Source organism: Janthinobacterium sp. CG_23.4, assembly GCF_029892305.1.
In the GTDB taxonomy this organism is placed as follows: Bacteria; Pseudomonadota; Gammaproteobacteria; order Burkholderiales; family Burkholderiaceae_D; genus Janthinobacterium; species Janthinobacterium lividum_D.
The window spans coordinates 2,957,963-2,978,159 of record NZ_JARXUX010000001.1 but is presented as its reverse complement, the minus strand read 5'-3'; the positions used below and the strand labels follow the sequence as shown (position 1 = coordinate 2,978,159).

Below are 20,197 nucleotides of genomic sequence, written 5' to 3'. Positions count from 1 at the left end.
CACAGTCGAAACACGGTGACAGGTGGGAGTGAGCATGGGCATGGCGAATGATGCGTGATGTGTCGGGCGGCTCGCGCCCTGGCGGCGGAATGGGCAGGGCAGCGGTGCGCCGCTGCTGGCGCGCATTGCTGCTGGGCTTCTGTATCGCCGCGCCTGGCGCCGCTTTGTCGGCATCGGCGTCAGCATTGACGGCGGCCGCTGCGCCGTCGCATCACGGCCAGCGCGTGCTGTTCCTCAACGCTTACGAATATGGCCGCGGCGGCGTGGAATCGTACACGCGTACCTATCTTGCCGCCATGGCCGCCGCTGGCCTGGCCAGCGAAGACATCATGGTCGAGTATCTCAACCTCAATACCCAGGGCGATCCCGCGCTACGCAACGAGATGCGCGATTTGTTGCTTTTGAGATACACTCAAGTGATGGGGCGCAAGGCCGATCTGATCATCGCCATGCAGCAGCCCGCGCTCGATTATTTGCTGTCGGACTTGGTGCCGCTGACGCACGGCGTGCCTGTGCTGGCGATTAACAGCTCGGGCAAGGCCTTGCCGCCCGGCAGTCCGCCTGCCATCTGGCAGCAAAAGGCGAATGTCGATTTTCCTGGCACGCTGGCGCAAGCCATGGCGCTGTTTCCGGAGACCAAAACCATCGTCATGGCCGTCGGCACCAGCGAGGCCGACCAAGCCTTGAAGCGCAGCATGCAACAGGCGGCGCTGGCTTGGCAGGGCAAGGTGACCATGCGCTACCTCGATAAGCTGACCCTGGCACAGATGCGTGCGGAGGTGGCGCACTTGCCCGCCGATACCGTGCTGGTGGCGGGCAATGTCAACCGCGACGTGGACGGCGCCATCGCCACGCCCGTGCAGTTTTCCATGCAGTTGGCGCGACTGGCCAATGTTCCCACTTTTGGCATGTACAACGCGGCGCTCGGCAAGGGCATCCTGGGCGGCTCCATCCTGCATATCGAACAGGCCGCGCAGCAGGTGGCGCAGATGTCGCTGGCCGTGCTGGCCGGCCAGGCACCCACCGCGCCAGGCACCTTGCTGCCGCCGGCCCGCCTGCTGCCGATGTATGACTGGGAACAGCTGCAGCGTTGGGATGCCGACATCAGCCGCCTGCCACCGCACACTGTGTTCTTCAACCGGCCGCCGCAACTGTGGCAGGAACACCGCCTTGCCGTGTTGCTGGCGGGCGGCGTCTTCATCGTGATGACCGGCTTGCTGAGCATCTTGCTGCTGCAGCGTCGGCGCCTGCGCCGCGCCGAGAGCGAGGCGCGTGAGAGCGAGCAGCGCTTCCGCATACTGGTCGAGCATGCGCCGGAAGCCATCTTGGTGTACGACCTGGACCTGGATCGCTTCGTCGATGCCAACAGCAGCGCGCAGCGCATGCTGGGCCTGTCGCGCGAGGCTTTGCTGGCACGTGGGCCGTTCGATCTGTATAGCTGCAATCAGCCCGATGGCCTGCCGCTGGGACTGATGATGGAAGAGCATCTGCGCCGCGCCATGCTGGGCGAGCCGGTCCTGGTGGAGCGCAATGTGCGGCGTGCCGATGGCAGCATTTTCCCCTGCGAAGTGCGGCTGGTGAAATTGCCCATGGACGGGCGGCGCCTAATGCGCAGCGGCATCGTCGACATTTCCGAGCGCAAGCATAGCGAGCAGGAATTGCTTGGCTACCGCGACCACCTGGAGGAACTGGTACAGCAGCGTACGGCCGCCCTGTCGGTGGCCGTCACCGAGGCCGAATCGGCGAATCGGGCGAAAAGCGTCTTCCTGGCTAATATGAGCCACGAATTGCGCACGCCCTTGAACTCCGTGATCGGTTTTTCGCAGATGATGGCCGATTCGAGCAGTATGTTCGAGGAAGAAAAGCATAATCTGGCCATCATCAACCGTGCCGGTCACCATTTGCTGACCCTGATCAACGATATCCTTGAGTTATCCAAAATCGAAGCGGGCCGCATGCATCTGCAAACCGGGCCAGTGGACTTGAATGGCGTGCTCGATGAGGTGCTCGAGATGGTGCGCATGCGCTCGAGCGAGCAGGGCATCGCGCTGCAGCTCGAACGTTTCGGCGTGCCACCGCTGGTGCGCCTCGATGGCGCCAAGCTGCGCCAGGTGCTGCTCAATCTGCTGTCGAACGCGCTCAAGTTCATCGAGCACGGCAGCGTCACCTTGTCGCTGACGTGCCAGGCGGCAGAAGGTGGGCAGATGGCGCTGGCGTTTGCCGTGCGCGATACCGGCAGCGGCATTGCGGAAGAGGATCTGGAACGCATCTTTGAACCCTTCGTGCAGGCCGACAGCGCGGTGGCGCAGGCCGGCACGGGACTGGGGCTGACCATTTCGCGCGAATTCGTGCGCCTGATGGGCGGCGAGCTAAGTGTCGAATCCACGCTGGGCGCAGGCGCCGTATTCCGTTTCGACCTGCGTGCGCCGCTGCTGCAGCAAGCGGCCGTCCCGGCGCTGGCGCCGGGCCGCGTGGCGCGCCTGCCGCCGGGCCAGCGCGGGCGCATGGTGCTGTTGGTCGATGATGACGACAACTGCCGCAAGCTGCTGTCGGGCTTGCTGGCGCCGCTGGGCTTCCAGCTGCAGGAAGCGGCTGGCGGCGCGCAGGCGCAAGCCATGCTGGCGGCGCAGCGCTATGACATGGTGCTGAGCGACTGGCGCATGCCGGACATGGATGGCCTGGCGCTGACGCGCTGGCTGCGCGCGCAAACGACACTGGTGCAGCCGCGCCTGGTGATCATGACCGCTTCCGCCTTCGAGGAAGAAAAGCAGGAGGCCCTGGCGGCCGGCGCCGATGGCTTCCTGCGCAAACCGATCGAGCAAGAACACCTGTTCGCCATGCTGGAGCAGCAACTTGGTGTTCGCTTCCAGCGCACAGCCGCCGCGCCGCCGTGTTTGCCGGTGGCAGCTTTTGACTTGCAGCAGGCGCTGGGCCAGTTGGGCGCGACCGAACGGCAGGCACTGCTCGAAGCCGTGCAAGCGCTCGATTTGCGGCGCAGCACCATCGTGCTGGCCGGCGTGGCAACCAGCCTGCCGCAACTGTCCGCGCACATCGCCGCGATGCTGGAACAGCACCAGTATCAGTCGCTGTGCACCTTGCTGGCGCAGCTGGACTGCGAGCCGCAGGGCGAAGACGCATGACTTTTTACACACCCAAAGGCGCCCGCCTCGGTGGCGTGTCCATCGTGCTGGCCGTCAGCGTGGCGCTGACCTTCGTCGTCACGGCCTTGCTGCTGGTGTTTGCCGTACTGTTTTACCAGTCCGAACGCAGCCAGCGTTGGCAGCAGCTGCATGACAGCCTGTCAGTGAGCGCTGACCAGTTGGCCGTGGCCATCGAACTGCCATTGTGGAATCTGGATGAAAAGCAGATGCAGGCCATCATGCGCAGCATGCTGGGCAAGCGCGAACTGGTAGCCGCTGCCCTGACGCCGGGCATCGGCAAGGAAGCGCTGGCCCTGCGCCGCAATGCCGACGGCAGTATCGACAGCCTTTCCTCGCTATCGCCCGATCCGGCCTGGCTGGTGCAGCGGCGCCCCGTGACGATAGGCGGACAAGTGATCGGCGGCGTTGCCGTCTATGCGACGCCGGCCCTGCTGAACGCGCAGCTGCGGCAGCGCGCGCTGGGCATCGGCGCCATGATCGTGGCGCTCGACGCAATCCTGCTGGCCAGCATCTGGCTGCTCATGTGGTGTTTGATGCTCAAGCCCTTGAAGATCATCGGCCAGTACGCGGCGGGCGTCAAGGCGGGGCAGGGCGAAGCATTCGGCACGCCGCCGAAAGCGTGGTTCCAAGGCGAGCTGCGCACTCTGTACCGTTCCATCCGCGACATGGTGGCGCTACTCGACAGCCGCTACCGTGCCCTGCAACGCAGCGAAGAGCGCGTGCAGATGGCGACGGGTGCGGCCAGCATCGGCATCTGGGACTGGAACGTCAGCAGCGACGCATTGCAATGGGATGAACAGATGTATGCGCAGTTCAAGGCCGATGCGGCCAGCGCCATGGCGCCCGCGGCGATCTGGCGCGCGGCGCTGATGCCAGAGGACGTGCCGGCCGTCAAAGAGGCTCTGCGCGCCGCGCTCGGCAGCGGCAAGGCGTTCACGCACGAGTACCGCATCCTGTGGCCCGATGGCACCATCCGCTACATCAAGGCCGATGCCGTGATCTTTCGCGATGGGCTGGGCCGGCCCATGCGCCTGGTGGGCTCCAACTACGACATCACCGCGCACCGCGAGGCTGAACTGGAACTGCTGCGCCACCGCCATCATTTGGAAGAGCTGGTGGCCGAGCGCACGAGTGCCCTGTCGGTGGCCGTTAGCCAGGCACAGGCAGCGAACCGTGCCAAGAGCACCTTCCTGGCGAACATGAGCCATGAATTGCGCACACCCTTGAATTCCGTGATCGGTTTTTCGCGCCTGATGGCCGCCTCGCCCAATATGCAGGACGAGGAAAAGCGCAACCTGGCCATCATCCACCGCTCCGGCAAGCATTTATTGACGTTGATCAATGAAATTCTTGACTTGTCGAAGGGCGAGGCTGGGCGCTTGCAGGCGCAGGCGAGCGTGGTGGCGCTGGCACCCCTGTTGCAGGAAGTCATGGACATGCTGGGCATGCGCGCCGAGCAGCAGGGACTGGCCCTGCGCCTCGATTGCACGGATCTGCCGGCGGCAGTGTTGCTCGATGCGACGCGCTTGCGCCAGGTGCTGCTGAACCTGATGTCGAATGCCGTCAAGTTCGCCGGCAGCGGCGAGGTCACCTTGCGCGTGCGCGCCGAATGGCGCGATGACGCCACATGGTGCCTGTCGTTCGCCGTCAGCGATACGGGCATCGGCATCGCCCCGGAGGACCAGCAGCGCATCTTTGAGCCATTCGTGCAGGCCGACAGCGCGGGACCGAAGGATGGCACGGGCCTGGGCTTGGCCATCTCGCGCGAATTGGTGCAGTTGATGAAAGGCGAACTGACGCTGGAGTCCATGGCGGGGCAGGGGGCTACCTTCCGTTTCAGCATTCCCGCGCAGGCAGCGCAGGTGCCGGCACAGGTGCAGGCACCCATGTCGCCAGTCATGTCGCTGCAGGCGCAAGTGGCGCCGCTACTGCAGGCGCAAGATTTGCGATTGCTGTCCCGGGACGAACGCGCCGCCCTGCAGACAGCACTGCGCGAATTGAACCTGGTCAGGGTGGGGCAGTTGCTGGCGGCCTTGCCGCCGGCGGCGGCACCGTTGCTGGCGCCGCTGCAAGCCATGCTCGACCAGCATCAGTACCGGCAGCTCTGCATCTTGTTGGACAGTGAGGTCGCGCTGGCGCCTAGCTGAAAAGTGTGGGCTGACAACATCAAATGCGATGAAAGAAGGGCTCAGTGCCGTGGATTGATGGTGCTAAATTGCAATAAAGATTATGATGATGGTATGTAGCTCATTGCAACGAAATGTCTTGTCCAGCGTGGCAATTGACTGCCGCGCCTCATCCAAAGCTGAGAGAACTGCTACATGCACCGCGATTTTTCCGAAGTGAATGCTAAGGGCGAAGTACTGATTGTTGAAGATACACCTGCTTCGCTGAAGTTGTTGAGCGATTTGCTCAGCGGCGCCGGCTATGCGGTGCGCCAGGCGCCGAACGGTGAACTGGCGCTGTGGACGGCCCAGGCGCGCCCGCCGGAGCTGATCTTGCTCGACGTGCGCATGCCGGGCCTCGATGGCTTTGAAGTCTGCCGCCGCCTCAAGCAGATACCGTCGCTGTGCCAGGTGCCGGTGATTTTCCTGTCGGCGCAGTACGATACGGACGACAAGGTGCGCGGCTTTGCGCTGGGCGCCGTCGATTTCATCGCCAAGCCCTTCCAGGCCGAGGAAATTCTTGCTCGCACCGATGCGCACGTGCGCCTGGCGCGGGCGCAGCTGCAGCTGACACAAGAGCGGGCCAACCTGGAACGGCGCGTGGTCGAACGCACGGCCGAACTGGAGCAGGTGGCCAGCACCCTGGCACGCGAAGTGCAGATCCGCCGCGCCAATGAAGCATTGCTGCGCCTGTCGGGCCAAGTCTTTGAGGCCACCCAGGACGCCATCCTGATCACCGATCCGAGCGGCGTCATCGTCACGGCCAATCCTGCGTTTACACGCATCACCGGCTACGCGGCGCAGGATGTGGTGGGTACCGACATCATGCGCCTGCACGCCGAGCACACGGGCGAAGCGGTGTTGCTGGCCTTGCGCCAGGGCTTACATAGCAGCGGCTGCTGGTCGGGCGAAGTACAGACGCGGCGCAAGGGTGGCGACACCTATCCCTGTTTGCTCAGCGTGTCGACCGTGCATGGCCCGGACGGTGACGTGATCAACTACGTGGGCGTTTTCCTCGATATCAGCGAGCGCAAGGCCGAGCAGCATCTGATCGACTTCCTCTCCTACCACGACGCGCTGACCGGCTTGCCGAACCGCGTGCTGCTGCGCGAGCGCTTTGGACAAGCGCGCACCAACGCCCTGCGCGACGGCCAGCAAGTGGTGCTGATGTGCCTAGACCTGGACCGCTTCAAGAATATCAACGATTCGCATGGCCAGGCCGTGGGGGACAAGGCGCTGCAAGTGGTGGCGCGTTTCCTCTCGGGTTGCGTGCGCGAGGGTGACACGGTGGCGCGTCAGGGCGGCGACGAATTCCAGATCCTGCTGCACGACGATGTCTTGCTGGGGCGCACGCTGGCGCTGGCGCAAACCATTCTGGCCGGCTTGCGCGAAGAGCTCAGCGTCGACGGCGAGCGCCTGGCGCTGACCACCAGCATCGGCATCGCCATGTGCCCGGCCGATGGCGACAGCCTCGACGACGTGCTGCGTCACGCCGACACGGCCCTGGTGCGCGCCAAGGAAATGGGGCGTGATCATTACGCTTTCTTCACGGAACGCATGGGTAGCGATATCCGCGCCCGGCTGGCCATGCAGCAGCAACTGCGCGGCGCCATCTGCCGTGATGAATTCAAGGTGCATTACCAGCCGCAAATGTGCTTGCGTACGGGCGCCTTGCTGGGCGCGGAAGCACTGCTGCGCTGGGATAACCCGGTGCTGGGCAAGGTGCCGCCCGGCCTGTTCATCGCGCTGGCCGAGGAATACGGCTTGATCACGGCCATCGGCGAATGGGTGCTCGAAAGCGTATGCGCACAAATTCGCTCCTGGCTCGACGCGGGCCTGGGCAGCATCAAGGTGGCCGTCAACCTGTCGGGCAAGCAGTTCGCGCAGGATCACACGGTGCCGTTCGTCGAGGCGGTATTGCGCAAATACGCTATCACGCCCGCCTGCCTGGGTATCGAGATCACGGAAAGCACGGTGATGGGCGACCCGGACAAGGCAGTGGCGGCCCTCACGCGCCTGAAGGATATCGGCGTCGGCATTTCGCTCGACGACTTCGGCACCGGCTATTCCAGCCTCGGCTATCTGAAGCGCTTCCCCATCGACGTGCTGAAAATCGACAAGTCTTTCGTCGACGACGTCACCACCAGCAGCAGCGACGCGGCCATCGCCCGTTCCGTCATCTCGCTGGCGCACAACCTCGACATGCGCGTCATCGCCGAAGGCGTGGAAACGCGTGCACAGGTAGACTTCCTGACGCAACATGGCTGTGACGAAATGCAGGGCTATTATTTCAGCCCTCCGCTGGCGGCGGCACCGTTTACGGTCTTGCTGCGCGAACGGCGTACTCTGGCCTTGGCATAAAACACTGCGGTGCGGCCGGTGCACCATGCCGGTGCGTCCACCGCCGCGTGGTGCGCAATGTTCGCTATTTCTTCTCCTGACGCTGGCACATATCCTGCTTAGGTAGTCGCTTATTTACGCGATTGCCCGTATGCCAGACAGCACCCACCCAGCCATCCCCTCACAGGCCCGCGCGCATGACGCCTGGCAGGCGCATTTGCGCCTGGGTTTTGCCTGGCGTGATGGTGTCAGCCGCCTGGTCGAACGCACGCACAGCGGCCCCTTGCGTGTGCAAAAGCCTTTGTATCCGGAAGGCGGGGCCGTCTGCCACGCCATCATCATTCATCCGCCCGGCGGCGTGGTGGGCGGCGACCAGCTGGCCGTCGATGCTACGGTGGGCGAAGGCGCGCATGCCTTTCTCACGTCACCGGGCGCCGCCAAGTGGTACCGTGCCAACGGCCATGTCTCGGGCCAGCACATCGTGCTGCGCGCCGGTAGCGGCGCCACCATCGAGTGGCTGCCGCAGGAGAGCATCTTTTTCAATCAGGCTTGCGTGCGCCTGCGCCACGAGGTGGAACTGGCGGCGAACGCCAACTACATCGGCTGCGACATCGTCTGCCTGGGTCGCAGCGCTGCTGGCGAAATTTTTAACCAGGGCAGCATCGCCCAGCAGGTGCAGATCCGGCGCGGCGGCAAGCTGCTGTGGTGGGAGCAGGGCATGCTGGCTGCCGGCGGTCCGCTGATGGCCAGTCCCCTTGGCCTGGCTGGCCACACGGTATGCGCCACCCTGATCGCCGTCGGCCGCCCCCTTGCTGCCGCCGTGCTGGCTGCCTTGCGCGAGATCGAGGTGCCGGTTGGCGCCGTATTCGGCGCCACGCACATGAAATCGCTGGTGGTGGTACGCCTGCTGTGCGGCGACAGTGAGGCGGCGCGCAGGATCATGCTGGCTGCCTGGCTGCTACTGCGCCCCGCCATGCTGGGGCGCGATGCCGTCGTACCCCGTATCTGGAACACTTGATCAGAAAAGAGGCACAAGGAAAACCATGGACCTGACTCCCCGCGAAAAAGACAAGCTGCTCATTTTTACGGCCGCGCTGCTGGCCGAACGGCGCCTGGCGCGCGGCTTGAAATTGAATTATCCGGAAGCGGTGGCCTTGATCAGCGCCGCCATCATGGAAGGTGCGCGCGATGGAAAATCGGTAGCGCAGCTGATGTCGGACGGTAGCAAAATACTCTCGCGCGCCGACGTCATGGATGGCATCGCAGAGATGATCCCCGATATTCAGGTGGAAGCGACCTTCCCCGATGGCAGCAAGCTGGTGACCGTGCATCATCCGATAGTGTAAGCATACCAGCGACATTGAAAGGAGTTCCTCATGACACCAGGCGAATACAAATTGGAAGAAGGCGTAATCACCCTCAATGCAGATCGCGCCACGGCCACCGTGGTGGTGGCCAATCGCGGTGACCGGCCTATCCAGGTCGGCTCGCACTTCCACTTTTTTGAAGTCAACCCGGCGCTGGACTTCGAGCGCTGGCGTGCCTACGGCATGCGCCTCAATATTACTGCCGGTACCGCCGTGCGCTTTGAGCCGGGCCAGCGGCGCACGGTGGAGCTGGTGGCGCTGGCAGGTGAGCGCAAGGTCTACGGCTTCAATGGCGCAGTGATGGGCGAACTGCAAGACACTCCACCAGGAAAGGATTGATATGGCCAGCATTGCCCGTAGTGCGTATGCCGAGATGTTCGGCCCCACCAAGGGCGACCGCATCCGCCTGGCCGACACGGAGCTGTTCATCGAGATCGAGCACGATTATGCGATCTACGGCGAAGAAGTGAAATTCGGTGGCGGCAAGGTGATCCGCGACGGCATGGGCCAGTCGCAGCGTTGCGCTGCCGAGGTGATGGATACCGTTATCACGAATGCCGTCATCCTCGACCACTGGGGCATCGTGAAAGCCGATATCGGCCTGAAAAATGGCCTGATCTTCGGCATCGGCAAGGCGGGCAACCCGGATATCCAGCCCGGCGTGACCCTGGTCATCGGCGGCGCGACCGAGATCATCGCCGGTGAAGGCTTGATTGTCACGGCCGGCGGCGTCGACACGCACATCCACTTCATCTGCCCGCAGCAGATCGAAGAAGCCCTGATGAGCGGCGTGACGACCATGCTGGGCGGCGGCACGGGACCTGCCGTGGGCACGGCCGCCACCACCTGCACGCCGGGGCCATGGCATTTGCACGCCATGCTGGCGGCAGCCGATGCCTTCCCGATGAACCTGGGCTTCATGGGCAAGGGCAATGTGAGTTTGCCTTTGCCATTGGAAGAGCAGGTGCGCGCGGGCGCCATTGGCTTGAAGCTGCACGAAGACTGGGGCAGCACGCCGGCCGCCATCGACAACTGCCTGTCAGTCGCAGATCGCATGGATATCCAGGTGGCGCTGCACAGCGACACCCTCAACGAAGGCGGCTTCCTGGAACACACGCTGGCTGCCTTCAAGGATCGCACCATCCACACGTTTCACACGGAAGGAGCGGGCGGCGGCCATGCGCCCGACATCATCGCCGCCGTGGGACAGTCGAACGTGCTGCCCTCGTCGACCAACCCGACGCGCCCGTTTACCGTCAACACGCTCGACGAGCACCTCGACATGCTGATGGTGTGCCACCACCTGGACCCGGCCATTGCCGAAGACGTGGCGTTTGCCGAGTCGCGCATTCGCCGCGAAACCATCGCCGCCGAAGATATCTTGCATGACATCGGCGCCATTTCCATGATGTCATCGGACTCGCAAGCCATGGGCCGTGTTGGCGAAGTGATCATGCGCACCTGGCAGACGGCGCACAAGATGAAGGTGCAGCGTGGGCCGCTGGCGCCCGACACGGCGCGCAGCGACAATTTCCGCGCCAAACGCTATATCGCCAAGTACACGATCAACCCGGCCATCACGCATGGGATTTCCCATGTAGTCGGCTCCATCGAGGCGGGCAAGATCGCCGATCTCGTGTTGTGGAAGCCGGCCTTCTTCGGCGTCAAGCCATCGATGATTTTAAAGGGCGGCATGATCGCCGCCGCGCAGATGGGCGACCCGAATGCCTCGATTCCCACGCCGCAGCCGGTGCATTACCGCATGATGTTCGGCGCCTTTGGCGGCGGCCTGAAAAAATCTTTTACGTTTGTCTCGCAGGCGGCCTACGACCTCGATATTGGGCATCAGTTGAAACTGAATAAAGCCGTCATCGCCGTGCAGAATATGCGCGGCTTGCGCAAGCAAGACATGCTCCATAACGGCGCCACGCCACATATGGAAGTGGACCCGGAAACCTATGCCGTGCGTGCCGACGGCCAGCTGCTGGTATGCGAGGCCGCCGCCGTGCTGCCCATGGCGCAGCGCTATTTTCTATTTTAAACAGGAGGCATCATGCTCACATTGCATACCAAGCTCGGTGCGAACGACGACCGCACGCCCTTCGCGCAACTTGTGCTGCCCTATGATCAGCGCGAAAAATGCCGGCTGCGCGCCGTGCTGTCGAATGGCGACGAGGTGGCCGTGTTCACCGTGCGCGGCACTGTACTGCGCGACGGCGAACGCATGACGGGTCCAAGCGGGCAGGTGGTGCAGATCGTCGCCGCGCGCGAACCGACCTATCTGGTGCAGTGCCTCGATTCCCACACCCTGCTGCGTTGCGCATTTCATCTGGGCAATCGCCACACGCAGGCGCAGGTGGGCGATGGTTTTTTGCGCATCCGCAAAGATCCGGTATTGAAGGAGATGCTGCAAGGCTTGCAGGCATTGGTGACGGAAGAAGACGCGCCGTTCGAGCCGGAAGCTGGCGCATACGGCGGCGGCCATGGGCACCACGACGGCCACGGCCAGCACTTGCTGGCGCCCGTGCCGCTGCGGCAGAAAATCCACCGCCCCGGCGATGCGCCGTGCGCCGCATGATGCAGGCATCGGCCTTGCTGCATCTGCTGCAGTTCGCCAGCCCGGCCTTGCCGATAGGCGCCTACAGCTATTCGCAGGGGCTGGAAGCGGCGCTCGAAGCAGGCCTTGTGACGGACGCGGTGACGGCGCGCGGTTGGATCTCGCAGCATCTGGCGCAGGTGATGGCGCGCTGGGAAGCGCCTTTGTGCTGGCGCTTGATGCAGGCGTTTGAAGCGCAGGACCTGTGCGCCGTGCAGTGCTGGAGCGAGCGCTTTATCGCCTCGCGCGACACGGCGGAGTTTCGCGCCGAAACTATCCAGATGGGCTATTCCTTGACCAAGCTGCTGGCCGAGCTGGGCGTAGCCGATGGCGTGCTGATCGACATGCTGCAGAGCCAGCCGGAAGTGGCGCTGCCCACAGCCTATGCCTGCGCCGTGGTGGCGCTGGCGATCCCGCGCCAAGAAGCGCTGCTGGCGATGCTGTTCGCCTGGGCGGAAAACCAGGTGCTCGTCTGCGTGAAATCCGTGCCGCTGGGGCAGGTGGCGGGCCAGCGTTTATTGCTGTCATTGCGCCCTGAACTTGAAGCGGCGGCCGGCACGGCGCAAACCATAGCAGACGCGGAGATGGGCAACTGGGCGCCCGGCCTGTCGCTGCTGTCGATGCGGCACGAAGTGCAGTACAGCCGGCTGTACCGTTCCTGAATCCTACAAGCAGACACTACAACGTGACACCACAACGAGACACCACAACATGACAACGATTACCTCCAATCCGCTGCGCGTAGGCATCGGCGGGCCCGTCGGCTCGGGCAAGACGGCGCTGTGCGAAATGCTGTGCAAGGGCATGCGCGAACGCTATGACATGGCGGTCATCACGAATGACATCTACACCAAGGAAGACATGGAAATCCTGCTGCGCGCGGACGCCTTGCCGGCCGAGCGCCTGATGGGCGTGGAGACGGGCGGCTGCCCGCACACGGCAATCCGCGAAGACGCCTCCATCAACCTGGAGGCCATCGCGCGCATGCAGGCAGATTTTCCGAACCTCGACCTGATCCTGGTCGAATCTGGCGGCGATAACCTGGCCGCTACCTTCAGTCCGGAACTGTCGGACTTGACGATTTACGTGATCGATGTGGCTGGCGGCGAAAAAATCCCGCGCAAGGGCGGTCCCGGCATCACGCGCTCCGATTTGCTCATTATCAACAAGACGGACCTGGCGCCGTATGTGGGCGCCAACCTGGACGTGATGGCGCAGGATGCCAAACGCATGCGCGGCGAGCGCCCCTTTGTGTTGACGAATCTGCGCAGCGGCGACGGCGTGCAGGTCGTCATTGATTTTATCCGCGAGCAAGGTCTGCTCGACCAACCAGGCAAGGAGCTGCAATGAGCGCAAGACAGATGATAAAAACGGCTACTGTGGCCGCATTGTATTTGCTGGCTTTGCCTGCCATGGCCCATTCCGGCCACGGCGACAGTGCCGGCTTGCTGGCTGGTTTCGCCCATCCATTGACGGGCTTAGACCATTTGCTGGCCATGCTGGGCTTGGGTATATGGGGCGGCCAGCAGCGTCGCGGCCTGGCCCAGCCCGCCATCTTTCTCGGCATGATGTTGTTCGGTGCGCTGGCCGGCATGGCGGGCTGGCGTATTGCCGGCCTGGAAACGGGCATCGCGGCCAAGGTGGCGCTGCTGGGATTGGCCATCGCGTTGGGGCTGGCCTTGCCGAACTGGCTGGGTATGTTGTTAGCGGGCATGTTCGCTCTGGCGCATGGGAATGCGCATGGCCAGGAACTGCCCGCAGCCTCGGCCGCGTGCGGCTTTATGCTTGCTTCGGCCATGCTGCTGTGTGCGGGGCGTTTTGTCGGCCAGGTGCTGGCCGAGCGCGTGCTGCGTGTCGCCGGCGTGGCTTTGACGGCCGCCGGCCTGGTGTTGATGGGGCTTGCTTAAGCGCCGGGGCGCTTGTCGGACAGCACGATGGGTGCCGCTTTTTCAGGGTGCAAGCCCTGGTGGCCCGCATACACGGCGGCGATGGCGGCCATGTCGGCGTCCTTGTCGCCGGTCAAGTATAAATGGTCGACGACGCCCAGCACTTTGTTCGGGTAGTCGATGTAGACCAGCAGTAGCGGCACCTTGGCAGCCAGGGCCAGGTGATAAAAGCCACTTTTCCAATTCGGACGGTAGCTGCGCGTCGCTTCCGGCGTGATGGCCAGCCAGTACCAGTCGGCGGCCAGCATGCGCTCGGCTTGGCGTTGAATCGTGCCGCTGGTGGTGCTGCGGTCGACGGCTTCGCCGCCCAGGTAGCGCAGCACCTTGCCCATCGGGCCGCGAAACAGGGAATCCTTGGCCAGCCAGCGGAACGGCAGCGATAGCGCCCATTTACCGAACAAGCCCACCATGAAATCCCAGTTCGAGGTGTGCGGGTAGACAACGGCGATGCCGCGCGGCCCCGGCAGGGGGCGGGCGCGCATGCGCCAGCCAAACAGGTGCAGCACGCGCAAGGCGCAGCGCTGGTGCCAGGTCGGCAAGTCGCCCGCTTGTACAAATAAATCGTCCATTGATACCCTTCAGTGACACTGTTCTTAATCGGATGGCGCTGGTGGCCATTTTCCTTGAAGTAAAAATTCTGCGCAGGCATTCTATACGCGGCTGGCGGTGGCGACAAGCAGCCGAGGCCGCTATTCATGCGGCGTCGGGGCGATAGTTGCGACTATTTTAACGACGCTTAGCTACTCTGGCGGGCACTCAATGCGCATAATGTGGTCAAAACTTGATGCGGTGTTGATCTGCCCGAGAGGCAGCCGCAGTATGAGAAGCGATATCGACGATGTCGCAGGGGAGCATGCGCGGATGGCTAAAGTGATGGCCGAGCTCTTTGAAACGGGGGGGCGTGTCATCGCGCGCCAGCCGGCACGATGCTGCTGCTGCTGTTGCTGCTGCTGCTGCTGCCGATGGCGTCGAAGGTCCGACAGCAGCGCCGTCGTGGCGCTGCCGTCTGCTGGAGTGCTGTTTAAGCCTGTGCTGCCAGCGCCGGGTAATCCGTGTAGCCGGCCGCATCGGGGGCATACAGGGTGTCTGGGTTCAGCTGATTCAATGGCGCGTCGCTGTGCAGGCGGATGGGCAGGTCGGGGTTGGCGATGAACCACAGGCCAAAGGCCACGGCATCGGCTTCGCCCTTGGCCAACAAGGCTAGCGCTGCCGGTTTGTCCATTTTTTCGTTGGCAATGTAGACGCCGCCAAATTCCTGCTTCAGGTAGGGGCCAAGGCGATCTTCACCGAGCGCTTCGCGCGCGCAGATGAAGGCGATGCCGCGCTTGCCCAGCTCGCGCGCCACATAGCCGAAGGTGGCCTTTGGGTCGGAGTCGCCCATGTCGTGCGCGTCGCGGCGCGGCGCCAGGTGCATGCCCACCTTGTCGGCGCCCCATACCGCGATGCACGCATCGGTCACTTCCAGCATCAGACGGGCGCGGTTTTCAATCGAGCCGCCGTAGTTGTCGGTGCGCAAGTTCGTACTGTCTTGCAAAAACTGGTCGAGCAGGTAACCATTCGCGCCATGGATTTCCACGCCGTCGAAGCCGGCCTTTTTCGCATTCTCGGCGCCCAGGCGATAGGCTGCCACGATGCCGGGAATCTCTTGCGCATCAAGCGCGCGCGGTGTGACGAATTCCTGTTTCGGGCGCAGCAGGCTGACATGGCCGGCCGGCTTGACGGCGCTGGGCGCCACGGGCAAGTCGCCATCGAGGAAGGCGGGCGCGGAAATGCGGCCCACATGCCACAGTTGCAGCACGATCAGGCCGCCTGCGTCATGCACCGCCTTGGTGATGTGTTTCCAGCCTTCCACCTGCTCTTCGGACCAGATGCCTGGCGTGGCGGCATAGCCCACGCCCTGCGGCGTGACGGCCGTCGCTTCGGAGATGATCATGCCGGCCGAAGCGCGCTGCGTGTAGTACTCAGCCATCAGGGCGTTCGGCACGCGGCCCGGATTGTCGGCGCGCGAACGCGTCAACGGCGCCATGATGATACGGTTTTTCAGTTGCAGGCTGCCAATAGTGATGGGGTCGAATAAGGTTGTCATGATTGCTATCTTTCCTGTCGAAAGTGCCGCGGACGGCGATATGAATGGGACTGCGCTTATAAACCTTGCTGCATCTGCTGCAGAAATGCCTCGATAGTGTCTTCATTGCGCTTGAAGAAACTCCACTGCCCGACTTTTCTGGCGCAAATCAAGCCAGCCTTTTGCAAGGTGGCCAGGTGGGCCGAGACCGTCGATTGCGACAGGCCCAGCTTCCGGTCGATCAGTCCGGCACAGACGCCGAAATCGAGCGGATGGTCTTGCTGGGCGAAATGCTGTTCTGGCTCCTTCAGCCATTGCAGTATCTGTCGGCGTACGGGATTGGCCAGCGCCTTGTGGATGGCGTCGATGTCCATGCTGTGTTCCCCGATCGATGTTCGTCTGTCGACGATGTGTGTATCGTCTTTTGTGGATTTTAATATCGGTATATTACGATATAAGTGCAAAGCGTGCTGAAGGCAAGAGGTTTTAGCCAATGGTATACTTTGAGCTTTGCTCCTGGGGACGGCCCCGCTCGATATGGGGCTGCATGGCGGGGACGACCCTGCCACCTTGGGAGAATATGTATGGCGTGGATCATCCTGGTCTTGGCAGGTTTGCTGGAAATTGGCTGGGCCATCGGCCTCAAATACAGTGCCGGTTTTAGCCGTCTATTGCCATCGGTGCTGACGGCCGTATCCATGCTGGGCAGCGTGGTGCTGCTGGGTCTGGCCTTGCGCACCTTGCCGCTGGGCACGGCGTACGCCATCTGGACCGGCATCGGCACCGTGGGTACGGCTATCTTTGGCATCATGGTGCTGGGCGAACCGGCCAGCGCCGCGCGCATTGCCTGCATCGCCCTGATCGTGTGCGGCATCCTGGGCTTGAAGTTGCTCAGCCCGCAGTAAGCTCCTTGTCCCCGATGCGCCCGCGCCGTCGGGCCAGCCGGATCGACCAGGCGGCGCGCGGGCAGGGCATTGTTATTCCCATGTACCTTGAAAGGACTGCCGCATGAGCCTCGCCATGACGTATTGCTACTTGGCCATCGCCATCATCGCTGAAGTCATCGCCACCAGCGCCTTGAAGGCATCCGACGGCTTCAGCCGCTTGTGGCCAAGCATCATTACGATGGTCGGTTACGGCATCGCCTTCTGGTGTTTGTCCCTGACCTTGAAGGTTATTCCTACCGGCATCGTGTATGCCATCTGGTCGGGCGTGGGCATTGTGCTCATTTCCGCCGTGGGCTGGTTCTGGTTCAAGCAAAGCCTCGATACGCCGGCCTTGATCGGCCTGGGGCTGATCATTGCCGGCGTGCTGGTGATTAACCTGTTCTCCAAGTCCGTCGGCCATTAGTCATCAGTTAAAAGCTGTTGGCTACCCGCGCCAGGTAATACCACTCGGCATTGGCTTGCGCGTTGACGTCCGGGAAGAGGATGTAAGCATCGAATTCGGCCGTCACCGGCGTGCCGTCCGCGCGCACGCCGATCTGCTCACCCTGTTTGAGCTTGTCAAAGCTGCACCAGGTCTTGATGAAGCGGTCATCCGCGTGCAGTTTGTCATGCACGACGACCATGTTCAGCGCTTCCATGTCGGCGTCGGCGATGGCTGGCGGTGGCGGTGCATCAATGAAGCCGAGGAAGGCCAAGGTATTCATGATGGCACGGTAGGCGACATCTGGCGCAGCCGGGTCGGCATGCTGGCCGCATTCCAGCGTCAAGGCATAGCCACCTGTCGAGCGCATGTATTCGGTGGTGCCTACGCCGTAGCGCAAGACCAGTCCCACCTGCTCGCTATTGCCCAGGCGGCGTTGCACGCCCTGGCCATACGCATGCAGCCAGCCATCGACGAAGCGGCGCACGCCCAGGCGGCGCGCCAGAGCGCGTTCCTGGTCTTCGTGCTGGAATGGTTGCAGCGGGCCATCGTTGTTGCGCGGCCCCACCATGACGAAGGGCTGGCTGTCGGCATTAAAAGAGTGCAAGTCCAGCAGTACGTCGTGCTGGCCCAGCAATGGGCACAGCCAGTTGGCGATGCGGTCTTCGAAATCCTGTGGATTATCGTTTGGAAACAAATTGCGGTTCAGGTTGCGCTCGCCACTGCGCACGCCTTTGGCATAGGCCAGTGGGTTGGTGATGGGCACGAAGGTGACGCTGCCGGCCACGATGGAGAGGGCGCCGCTGTCGAGTTCAGCCATCACGCGCTCAATGCCCTTGGTGCCGCAAGTTTCATTGCCGTGCACGGCGCCGGTGACGATCAGGCGCGGGCCGTTGCCTTGGCCCGTGTAGTTGATGGATTTGAAGTGGAGTGTGCTGCTCATGCTGGACATATCCTATGCTGTTGCTGGAATGGAAAACGGGGTCGGCTTATTTTAGCGGGATTCGCCGCTGGCTCCCTTAAAAATGTGATGACGAAGTTAACCATGCCCGGCCTGGTCATGGCATGATCGGCGCCACCGTTGTTTTTCCTTGTTGATCTCCATGTCGTCTTCCTCTTCTCCACGCCTGTACGGTCTCGATACCTTGCGCGCGCTGGCCATCGTGCTCGTCTTCATGCACCATTATGTGCTGTTCGTCAGTGAGGGCGCAGCGTTTGGTTTTTTGGGGGAAGTCGGCTGGATGGGTGTGGACCTGTTCTTTGCCCTCAGCGGTTATCTGATCGGCAACCAGATCTTTGCGGCCTTGCGCAGCGAGCACGGTTTTTCCCTGCGGCGTTTCTATGCGCGGCGTTTGCTGCGCACTTTGCCCAGTTTCTATGCCGTGCTGGCGCTGTATTATTTGTGGCCCACGTTTCGCGGCGATAGTGCGCTGCTTCCCCTGTGGAAATTGCTGACATTTACGCAAAACATCAATTTGACGCCGGGCACGGCGTTTTCGCATGCGTGGTCGCTGTGCGTGGAAGAGCAATTCTATGTGCTGTTGCCGGCCTTGGCCTTGCTTGTCGCCGCCTGCCGCAAGTCGCTGCTATGGGCCTGGTTGGCCGTGACAGCGAGCTGTATTGTCGGCATGCTGCTGCGCGCCTATGCATGGGATGAGTATGTGCAAGTGCCGCGCGGCGGTCTCGGCTATTACAAATATATTTATTACGCGTCGTGGTGCCGCTGCGACGAACTGGTAGCGGGCGTGGCGCTGGCGCTGCTAAAAAATTACCACCCTCGCGCCTGGACGCGCCTCACGGCGCACGGCAACCGCACCTTGCTGGCGGGAATCGTTGCGACGGCGCTCGTGATGTATGTATTTCTCACCGATCATTATGGCTATGGTGTGACGGTGTTCGGCTATCCGGCCCTGGCTGCCAGTTTCACTGTGCTGCTGCTCGCCGCGCTCAGTCCCGCCAGTGTGCTCTATCAACTGCGCGTGCCGGGCGCGGCCAGCCTGGCGTTGTGGTCGTATGCGATTTATTTGTTGCACAAGCAACTGTGCATCTTGCTGCGCCCGATCTTGCACGATATGGGCTATGCACCGGACAGCCTGCCAGCCATGCTGGTGATGATACTGCTCAGTATCGCCACGGGCTGGCTCTTGTATAGCTTGGTGGAGGCGCCGTTCATGCGCTTGCGGGCGCGCTATGTGCCGGCCAACCACGCTTGAGCTAATAGTCGATCATTGCATGTTGTCCAGCATTACATGTCGATCACGTCCAGCCCGCGCGGCGTGCCCGCCAGCAATTCCAGGATGGCATGCACGCGCAGATTCGTGTCTTCCTGTGCCGTGTCGCAGATCAGGGTGCGCAAGCCAGGCACCGCTTCCATGGTGTGGGCGCTGGCGTAGGCATCGATCAATAACAAGACCAGGTCCGTGGCACCCGCGCCGGGCTGGCGCCGCAGCCGTTCGTGGATCACGTTCAGCAGCGCGCGCTGCATGCGCGGCGTGGGATGGGTGATATAGGCAAAGACGCTGGGCGTGTTGACGATGGCTGCGCAGAGGCGCCGTTCCATCTCGTCCGGTTTGACATCGGACGCGATATCGAAGTACGCGCCATTCCAGCGCGTGCGCGCATAGACGTGGCCGGGCGGGAAGGAATCGGCCGTTTCGAAACCGCAGACGCGGCTCAGGGTTTTCAGCCAGTTCAATAGAGTGGAGTTCATGCCGCGATTCTAGCGGCATTTCGCGCCTGCCGGGCCGACGCTGTATTAAGCAGGCTGACGCCCGGGAAGCGGGTGAAAAACAGATTAAAGTTTCCTGCAAAACAGCCCTTGTCATTCTGGGAAAGCCTCTCTATAATGCTGGTCTTCGGGGCGGTTAGTTCAGCTGGTTAGAATACTTGGTCGACATCCAAGGGGTCGGGGATTCGAATTCCTCACCGCCCACCAGAATTTTGCAGTACGCAGTTTTCAAGCTGGCGCAAGCGGCGAGCGGTCATTTGAAATACAGTGATCAACAAAAGTTTTACGGGCGGTTAGTTCAGCTGGTTAGAATACTTGGTCGACATCCAAGGGGTCGGGGATTCGAATTCCTCACCGCCCACCAGAATGCAGTGAAAGAGAAAGGGTAATCGGTTATGACACCGCGAACTACTACCAAGCTTTGGGAGTGACGCTAGTCGAACGGGTTTCCTTTGTCTCAA

The 20,197-nt window shown here is 62.5% G+C and carries 19 protein-coding genes and 2 tRNA genes; 16 read left to right on the top strand and 5 right to left on the bottom strand.

The annotated features are described in order from the left end of the window. Window positions 1-47: 47 nt before the first annotated feature. From H4V96_RS13275 to H4V96_RS13225, 11 genes are all read left to right on the top strand, one after another. Entirely contained in the window at window positions 48-3,140 is a 3,093-nt protein-coding gene (locus H4V96_RS13275; protein ID WP_196855609.1) for a PAS domain-containing hybrid sensor histidine kinase/response regulator, read from the top strand. After that, window positions 3,137-5,308, top strand: coding sequence for an ATP-binding protein (locus H4V96_RS13270; protein ID WP_196855610.1), 2,172 nt, complete (start codon window positions 3,137-3,139; stop codon window positions 5,306-5,308). Before H4V96_RS13275 ends, H4V96_RS13270 begins: the two co-directional genes overlap by 4 nt. Before the next feature lie 174 nt (window positions 5,309-5,482). Next, window positions 5,483-7,687 (top strand): EAL domain-containing protein, encoded by a 2,205-nt coding sequence (locus H4V96_RS13265; RefSeq protein WP_280720993.1) that lies wholly within the window; start codon window positions 5,483-5,485, stop codon window positions 7,685-7,687. 130 nt (window positions 7,688-7,817) lie between these two features. Then, entirely contained in the window at window positions 7,818-8,684 is an 867-nt protein-coding gene (locus tag H4V96_RS13260; RefSeq protein WP_196855980.1) for an urease accessory protein UreD, read from the top strand. A gap of 25 nt (window positions 8,685-8,709) precedes the next feature. After that, the gene (locus H4V96_RS13255) at window positions 8,710-9,012 is read left to right on the top strand and encodes an urease subunit gamma (protein ID WP_010399241.1); all 303 of its coding nucleotides are present in this window, start codon (window positions 8,710-8,712) and stop codon (window positions 9,010-9,012) included. A 30-nt stretch (window positions 9,013-9,042) separates the two neighbouring features. Then, entirely contained in the window at window positions 9,043-9,372 is a 330-nt protein-coding gene (locus H4V96_RS13250) for an urease subunit beta (protein ID WP_010399240.1), read from the top strand. 1 nt (window position 9,373) lies between these two features. Then, on the top strand, window positions 9,374-11,074 hold the full coding sequence (gene ureC / locus H4V96_RS13245; protein ID WP_196855979.1) for an urease subunit alpha: 1,701 nt from the start codon (window positions 9,374-9,376) through the stop codon (window positions 11,072-11,074). 12 nt (window positions 11,075-11,086) lie between these two features. Further along, complete coding sequence (gene ureE / locus H4V96_RS13240; RefSeq protein WP_196855978.1) at window positions 11,087-11,611, top strand: urease accessory protein UreE; 525 nt, start codon at window positions 11,087-11,089, stop codon at window positions 11,609-11,611. Next, a complete protein-coding gene (locus tag H4V96_RS13235; RefSeq protein ID WP_029496499.1) occupies window positions 11,611-12,291 on the top strand; it encodes an urease accessory protein UreF in 681 nt (226 codons plus the stop codon). The genes ureE and H4V96_RS13235 overlap by 1 nt, the downstream gene beginning before the upstream one ends. 49 nt (window positions 12,292-12,340) lie before the next feature. Further along, complete coding sequence (ureG, locus tag H4V96_RS13230; protein WP_010399232.1) at window positions 12,341-12,979, top strand: urease accessory protein UreG; 639 nt, start codon at window positions 12,341-12,343, stop codon at window positions 12,977-12,979. Then, on the top strand, window positions 12,976-13,536 hold the full coding sequence (locus tag H4V96_RS13225; protein ID WP_280720992.1) for a HupE/UreJ family protein: 561 nt from the start codon (window positions 12,976-12,978) through the stop codon (window positions 13,534-13,536). The genes ureG and H4V96_RS13225 overlap by 4 nt, the downstream gene beginning before the upstream one ends. Here H4V96_RS13225 and H4V96_RS13220 read toward each other — a convergent pair. From H4V96_RS13220 to H4V96_RS13210, 3 genes are all read right to left on the bottom strand, one after another. Next, window positions 13,533-14,144, bottom strand: coding sequence for a 1-acyl-sn-glycerol-3-phosphate acyltransferase (locus H4V96_RS13220; RefSeq protein WP_010399227.1), 612 nt, complete (start codon window positions 14,142-14,144; stop codon window positions 13,533-13,535). The two genes, H4V96_RS13225 and H4V96_RS13220, sit on opposite strands and share 4 nt — an antisense overlap. Window positions 14,145-14,596: 452 nt before the next feature. Continuing rightward, window positions 14,597-15,661, bottom strand: coding sequence for an alkene reductase (locus H4V96_RS13215; RefSeq protein ID WP_010399226.1), 1,065 nt, complete (start codon window positions 15,659-15,661; stop codon window positions 14,597-14,599). A gap of 56 nt (window positions 15,662-15,717) precedes the next feature. Continuing rightward, window positions 15,718-16,014 carry a helix-turn-helix transcriptional regulator gene (locus tag H4V96_RS13210; RefSeq protein WP_010399225.1) on the bottom strand — a complete coding sequence of 99 codons (297 nt, stop codon included), beginning with the start codon at window positions 16,012-16,014 and terminating at the stop codon, window positions 15,718-15,720. A gap of 210 nt (window positions 16,015-16,224) precedes the next feature. Between H4V96_RS13210 and sugE the strand changes: the two genes are divergently transcribed. Next, on the top strand, window positions 16,225-16,545 hold the full coding sequence (gene sugE / locus H4V96_RS13205; protein ID WP_010399224.1) for a quaternary ammonium compound efflux SMR transporter SugE: 321 nt from the start codon (window positions 16,225-16,227) through the stop codon (window positions 16,543-16,545). 115 nt (window positions 16,546-16,660) lie between these two features. Next, window positions 16,661-16,990, top strand: a complete 330-nt coding sequence (locus H4V96_RS13200) for an SMR family transporter (protein ID WP_010399223.1) — start codon at window positions 16,661-16,663, stop codon at window positions 16,988-16,990. A 7-nt stretch (window positions 16,991-16,997) separates the two neighbouring features. On the opposite strand, the gene H4V96_RS13195 is transcribed toward H4V96_RS13200, so the two are convergent. Then, a complete protein-coding gene (locus H4V96_RS13195) occupies window positions 16,998-17,951 on the bottom strand; it encodes a succinylglutamate desuccinylase/aspartoacylase family protein (protein WP_070346854.1) in 954 nt (317 codons plus the stop codon). Between the two features lie 160 nt (window positions 17,952-18,111). Between H4V96_RS13195 and H4V96_RS13190 the strand changes: the two genes are divergently transcribed. Then, window positions 18,112-19,221, top strand: coding sequence for an acyltransferase (locus H4V96_RS13190; protein ID WP_196855977.1), 1,110 nt, complete (start codon window positions 18,112-18,114; stop codon window positions 19,219-19,221). Window positions 19,222-19,253: 32 nt separating this feature from the next. Here H4V96_RS13190 and H4V96_RS13185 read toward each other — a convergent pair whose 3' ends face one another. After that, the gene (locus H4V96_RS13185) at window positions 19,254-19,718 is read right to left on the bottom strand and encodes a hypothetical protein (RefSeq protein ID WP_029496496.1); all 465 of its coding nucleotides are present in this window, start codon (window positions 19,716-19,718) and stop codon (window positions 19,254-19,256) included. Window positions 19,719-19,866: 148 nt separating this feature from the next. Between H4V96_RS13185 and H4V96_RS13180 the strand changes: the two genes are divergently transcribed. Together H4V96_RS13180 and H4V96_RS13175 are read left to right on the top strand one after the other, a co-directional pair. After that, a tRNA-Val gene (locus H4V96_RS13180) sits at window positions 19,867-19,943 on the top strand. A gap of 80 nt (window positions 19,944-20,023) precedes the next feature. Next, window positions 20,024-20,100, top strand: a tRNA-Val gene (locus H4V96_RS13175). Window positions 20,101-20,197: the final 97 nt, after the last annotated feature.

What these genes read in the sequence shown, in the direction of transcription:
- H4V96_RS13275 (WP_196855609.1), top strand. Translation starts at nt 48, where the DNA reads ATGATGCGTGATGTGTCGGGCGGCTCGCGCCCTGGCGGCGGAATGGGC.
- H4V96_RS13270 (WP_196855610.1), top strand. Translation starts at nt 3,137, where the DNA reads ATGACTTTTTACACACCCAAAGGCGCCCGCCTCGGTGGCGTGTCCATC.
- H4V96_RS13265 (WP_280720993.1), top strand. Translation starts at nt 5,483, where the DNA reads ATGCACCGCGATTTTTCCGAAGTGAATGCTAAGGGCGAAGTACTGATT.
- H4V96_RS13260 (WP_196855980.1), top strand. Translation starts at nt 7,818, where the DNA reads ATGCCAGACAGCACCCACCCAGCCATCCCCTCACAGGCCCGCGCGCAT.
- H4V96_RS13255 (WP_010399241.1), top strand. Translation starts at nt 8,710, where the DNA reads ATGGACCTGACTCCCCGCGAAAAAGACAAGCTGCTCATTTTTACGGCC.
- H4V96_RS13250 (WP_010399240.1), top strand. Translation starts at nt 9,043, where the DNA reads ATGACACCAGGCGAATACAAATTGGAAGAAGGCGTAATCACCCTCAAT.
- ureC (WP_196855979.1), top strand. Translation starts at nt 9,374, where the DNA reads ATGGCCAGCATTGCCCGTAGTGCGTATGCCGAGATGTTCGGCCCCACC.
- ureE (WP_196855978.1), top strand. Translation starts at nt 11,087, where the DNA reads ATGCTCACATTGCATACCAAGCTCGGTGCGAACGACGACCGCACGCCC.
- H4V96_RS13235 (WP_029496499.1), top strand. Translation starts at nt 11,611, where the DNA reads ATGCAGGCATCGGCCTTGCTGCATCTGCTGCAGTTCGCCAGCCCGGCC.
- ureG (WP_010399232.1), top strand. Translation starts at nt 12,341, where the DNA reads ATGACAACGATTACCTCCAATCCGCTGCGCGTAGGCATCGGCGGGCCC.
- H4V96_RS13225 (WP_280720992.1), top strand. Translation starts at nt 12,976, where the DNA reads ATGAGCGCAAGACAGATGATAAAAACGGCTACTGTGGCCGCATTGTAT.
- H4V96_RS13220 (WP_010399227.1), bottom strand. Translation starts at nt 14,144, where the DNA reads ATGGACGATTTATTTGTACAAGCGGGCGACTTGCCGACCTGGCACCAG.
- H4V96_RS13215 (WP_010399226.1), bottom strand. Translation starts at nt 15,661, where the DNA reads ATGACAACCTTATTCGACCCCATCACTATTGGCAGCCTGCAACTGAAA.
- H4V96_RS13210 (WP_010399225.1), bottom strand. Translation starts at nt 16,014, where the DNA reads ATGGACATCGACGCCATCCACAAGGCGCTGGCCAATCCCGTACGCCGA.
- sugE (WP_010399224.1), top strand. Translation starts at nt 16,225, where the DNA reads ATGGCGTGGATCATCCTGGTCTTGGCAGGTTTGCTGGAAATTGGCTGG.
- H4V96_RS13200 (WP_010399223.1), top strand. Translation starts at nt 16,661, where the DNA reads ATGACGTATTGCTACTTGGCCATCGCCATCATCGCTGAAGTCATCGCC.
- H4V96_RS13195 (WP_070346854.1), bottom strand. Translation starts at nt 17,951, where the DNA reads ATGAGCAGCACACTCCACTTCAAATCCATCAACTACACGGGCCAAGGC.
- H4V96_RS13190 (WP_196855977.1), top strand. Translation starts at nt 18,112, where the DNA reads ATGTCGTCTTCCTCTTCTCCACGCCTGTACGGTCTCGATACCTTGCGC.
- H4V96_RS13185 (WP_029496496.1), bottom strand. Translation starts at nt 19,718, where the DNA reads ATGAACTCCACTCTATTGAACTGGCTGAAAACCCTGAGCCGCGTCTGC.